The sequence below is a fragment of the Falsiroseomonas oryziterrae genome, assembly GCF_021864505.1.
GTDB classification, from domain to species: Bacteria; Pseudomonadota; Alphaproteobacteria; order Acetobacterales; family Acetobacteraceae; genus Falsiroseomonas; species Falsiroseomonas oryziterrae.
Genome location: NZ_JAKJIB010000379.1, coordinates 1 through 3,655, shown reverse-complemented (window position 1 = coordinate 3,655; position 3,655 = coordinate 1). Strand labels below are relative to the sequence as shown.

General features: G+C 73.5%; 3 protein-coding genes and 1 pseudogene. All 4 read right to left on the bottom strand.

Going from position 1 to position 3,655, the window contains the following annotated elements:
* Nucleotides 1-324: LysE family translocator (locus L2I40_RS20520; protein ID WP_237217034.1), on the bottom strand; the 324-nt coding region annotated here is incomplete at its 3' end.
* Between the two features lie 68 nt (nucleotides 325-392).
* Nucleotides 393-2,528, bottom strand: coding sequence for an NAD-dependent DNA ligase LigA (gene ligA, locus L2I40_RS20515; protein ID WP_237217033.1), 2,136 nt, complete (start codon nucleotides 2,526-2,528; stop codon nucleotides 393-395).
* A complete protein-coding gene (locus L2I40_RS20510) occupies nucleotides 2,525-2,983 on the bottom strand; it encodes a GNAT family N-acetyltransferase (protein ID WP_237217032.1) in 459 nt (152 codons plus the stop codon). Before L2I40_RS20510 ends, ligA begins: the two co-directional genes overlap by 4 nt.
* Nucleotides 2,980-3,655, bottom strand: a pseudogene (locus L2I40_RS20505) (DNA repair protein RecN); the annotation flags it as partial. The gene L2I40_RS20510 and the pseudogene L2I40_RS20505, both read right to left, overlap by 4 nt.

Below are 3,655 nucleotides of genomic sequence, written 5' to 3'. Positions count from 1 at the left end.
GGGTGCCGCCGGCTGCAGCCGCGCCCCGCCGCGCCAGGCTGCCCGCAGCGCGCCCTGCGCCAGCCACAGCAGGTAGAGCGCGCCGGCGATCCGCAGCGCGTCGAACAGCGCTGGCGAGGCCGCGATCAGCGCCGCGACGCCGGAGGCCGCGAGCGCGATGTGGATCGCGGCCCCTGTCATGATGCCGAAGGTCGCGGCCCAGCCGCGCCGCGCCCCGCCCGCGAGCGTCTGGCCGAGTGCGAAAAGCATGTCCGGCCCCGGCGTCAGGATCAGCACCCAGGCCGCGACGAGGAAAGCGAGGAAGAGTTGGGGATCGAGCGGCATGGCCGAGTGATGCCGCGCGCCGGGACGCCGTTGAAGCGAATTGGCGTGATGCCGCGCATCAGCCGGGCTTATGCGAGACCCGACATCTCCCGCCACTCCGCCTCGGTCAGTGTCCGCACGCCGAGTTCCGCCGCCTTCGTGGCCTTGCTCCCGGCCTCCGCGCCGACGACGACGAAGTCGGTCTTCTTCGAGACGCTCTTCGTCACCTTGGCGCCGAGCCGTTCCGCCTGCGCCTCGGCCTCGTCCCGCGTCATGGTCTGCAGCGTGCCGGTGAAGACGATGGTCTTGCCGGCAAAGGGGCTGTCGGCCGCGGCAACCTCGGCATCCTCCGGCGTCACCTCGCGCGCGAGATCGTCGAGGGCGGCGCGGTTGTGCGGCTCGACGAAGAACTCGGCGAGCTCGGTCGCGATGGCCGGGCCGATGCCCTGGATCGATCCCAGCTCCTCCCGCGCCTCGGAGCCGATCACCGTCGCCGCAAGCATCTTCTCGCGCCACTCGGCGTAGGAATGGTAATGGCGCGCGAGCAGCTTGGCGTTGGCCTCGCCGATGCGGCGGATGCCGAGGGCGAAGACAAAGCGCTCCAGCGGCACGCGGCGCCGCGCCTCGATCGCCTCCAGCAGCTTGCCGATCTTCCGTTCGCCCCAGCCCTCCCAGCCGCGCATCGTCGCGACGTGGTCCTTGAGGCGGAAGATGTCGGCCGGGCTCTTCACGAGGCCCGCATCGAACAGCGTCTGCACGTTCTCGATGCCGAGGCCCTCGATGTCCATCGCGTTGCGGCGCGCGAAGTGGATCAGCCGCTCGACCGTCTGGGCGGGGCAGGTCAGGCCGCCGGTGCAGCGGCGCACCACCTCGCCCTCGGGCCGCACGGCGTGGCTGCCGCAGGCGGGGCAGGTGGTGGGGAAGGCGAAGGGCTGCGCCCCCTCGGGCCGCTTCTCCGGCACGATGCCGAGGATCTGCGGGATCACGTCGCCGGCGCGCTGCAGGATCACGGTGTCGCCGATCCGCACATCCTTGCGCGCGATCTCGTCCTCGTTGTGCAGCGAGGCGTGGGTCACCATCACGCCACCGACGCCGACCGGCTCCATCACCGCGCGCGGCGTCAGCGCGCCGGTGCGGCCGACCTGGATCTCGATGTCGAGGAGGCGCGTCGTCGCCTGCTCCGCCGGGAACTTCCACGCGATCGCCCAGCGCGGCGCGCGGCCGACGAAGCCGAGGCGCCGCTGCCAGTCCAGCCGGTTCAGCTTGTAGACGACGCCATCGATGTCGTAGCTCAGCGCGGCGCGCGCCTCGGCCATACGGCGCTGGAAGCCGACCGCTGCCTCCTCCTCCGCCAGCAGCTCCGACACCGGGTTCACCCGGAAGCCCCAGCCGCGCAGGCGGTCCAGCCATGCGGCATGGGTATCCGCGACCGGCTCGCTCGCATCCCCCATCGCATAGGCGAAGAGCTTGAGCGGCCGCTGCGCGCTGACGGCGGGGTCGAGCTGGCGCAGCGAGCCGGCGGCGAAGTTGCGCGGATTGACGGGAATGGTGATCGCCGGCCCGACCTTCTCGCCGCGCGCGCGCCGCGCCTCGCGCTCCTCCGCCGCCTGCACCTGCGCGGCGCGGAAGGCGAGGAAGTCGGCCTTCTCGCAGAACACCTCGCCGCGGATCTCGATGCGCGCGGGGAAGGGGCCGGGCAGGCGGCGCGGCAGCTCGGCGAGCGTCAGCAGGTTCCGGGTGACGTCCTCGCCCTCCGTTCCGTCGCCGCGCGTCGCGCCACGGACGAATGCGCCGTTCTCGTAGGTCAGGTTGACCGACAGGCCGTCGATCTTCGGCTCGCCGACGAAGGCCAGCGTCTCCTCCGCCGGCAGGCCGAGGAAGCGTCGGATGCGGGCGCAGAAGTCGCGGAAGTCGTCCTCGTCGAAGGCGTTGTCGAGGCTGAGCATCGGCACGGCGTGGCGCGCCTTGGCGAAGCCCTCGGCGGTCTCCGCGCCGACGCGGCGGCTCGGGCTGTCCTCGCGGATCAGCTCGGGGAAGCGCGCCTCGATGGCGCGGTTGCGGCGGACCAGCGCGTCATAGTCGGCGTCGCTGATCTCGGGCGCGTCGTGGCGATGGTAGAGCGCGTCGTGATGCGCGATCTCGGCGGCGAGCGCGGCAAGCTCGGCCTGCGCCTCCTCCTCGGTCAGCGCCTCGACCTTGCGGGCGCGCAGCGCGGCGTCACTCATGCGGCCAGGCGGTCGAAGGCGGCGCCCGCGAGCAGGAAGTCGGTCACCTCCGCCTCCTCCGCGCCAAGGCTGCGGTGGAAGCGGAAGGCGAGGTCGTCGCCCGCATCGGCATTCCACCAGAGGTGGTCGCAGCCCGCTGCGCGCGCCTCGCGCGCGACGGCGCCGACCAGGGCGCGCGCGATGCCACGGCGGCGAGACCCCGGCGCGACGTAGAGATCGTTGAGGAACACCCCCCAGCGGCTGTGGCCGCTGTCGTAGCTCGGATGCGCCGTGGCGAGGCCGACGATCTCCCCGGCCTCTTCGGCGACGAGCACGATCGCGCGCGGGTCCTCGATCAGGTCGCGCCGCACGCGCTCGGGCGTGATCCGCTCCGGCGCGAGGCCGGGCTCCTCGTTCAGCGCGCGCAGCAGCGCGGCGAAGGGCGCGGCATCGGCGGCGACGGCTCGACGGATCACAGCAGGCTGCCCGCCAGCAGGCTGTCGGCGGCCGCGCGCGCCGCGTCCGTCACACGCTCGCCGGCGAGCATGCGCGCGATCTCCTCCCGGCGGTCCTCCCGATCGAGCGGCGTCACGCGCGTCTCGGCACGCCCCGACTTCACCTGCTTCGCCACCGAGAGATGGCGGTCGCCGCGCGCCGCGACCTGCGGCGAATGCGTCACCACCAACACCTGCAGCCGCTCCGCCACGCGTGCGAGGCGGTCGCCGACCGCGGCCGCGGTGGCGCCGCCGATGCCGCTGTCCACCTCGTCGAAGACCAGCGTCGGCACCGGCGACCCGCGCGCCAGCACGACCTTGAGCGCGAGCATCAGCCGCGACAGCTCGCCGCCCGACGCGACCTTGTCGAGCGCGCCCGGCGCCTGTCCCGGATTGGTGGAGACGAGGAAGGTCACGCGGTCCACGCCGTCCGGCCCCCAGCCAGAGTCCGGCTTCGGCGCGACCTCGACCACCAGCCGCGCGCGGTCCAGCTTGAGCGGCGGCAATTCCTTCGCGACCGCCTTCTCGAGCCGGCCCGCGGCATCGCGTCGCGCCTCGGTCAGCCGGCCTGCCGCGGCGAGGTAGGTGGCGCGCGTCGCGGCCGCCGCCCGCTCCGCGGCGGCGACACGGTCGGTGCCGGCATCCAGCGCGGCG

What these genes read in the sequence shown, in the direction of transcription:
- ligA (WP_237217033.1), bottom strand. Translation starts at nt 2,528, where the DNA reads ATGAGTGACGCCGCGCTGCGCGCCCGCAAGGTCGAGGCGCTGACCGAG.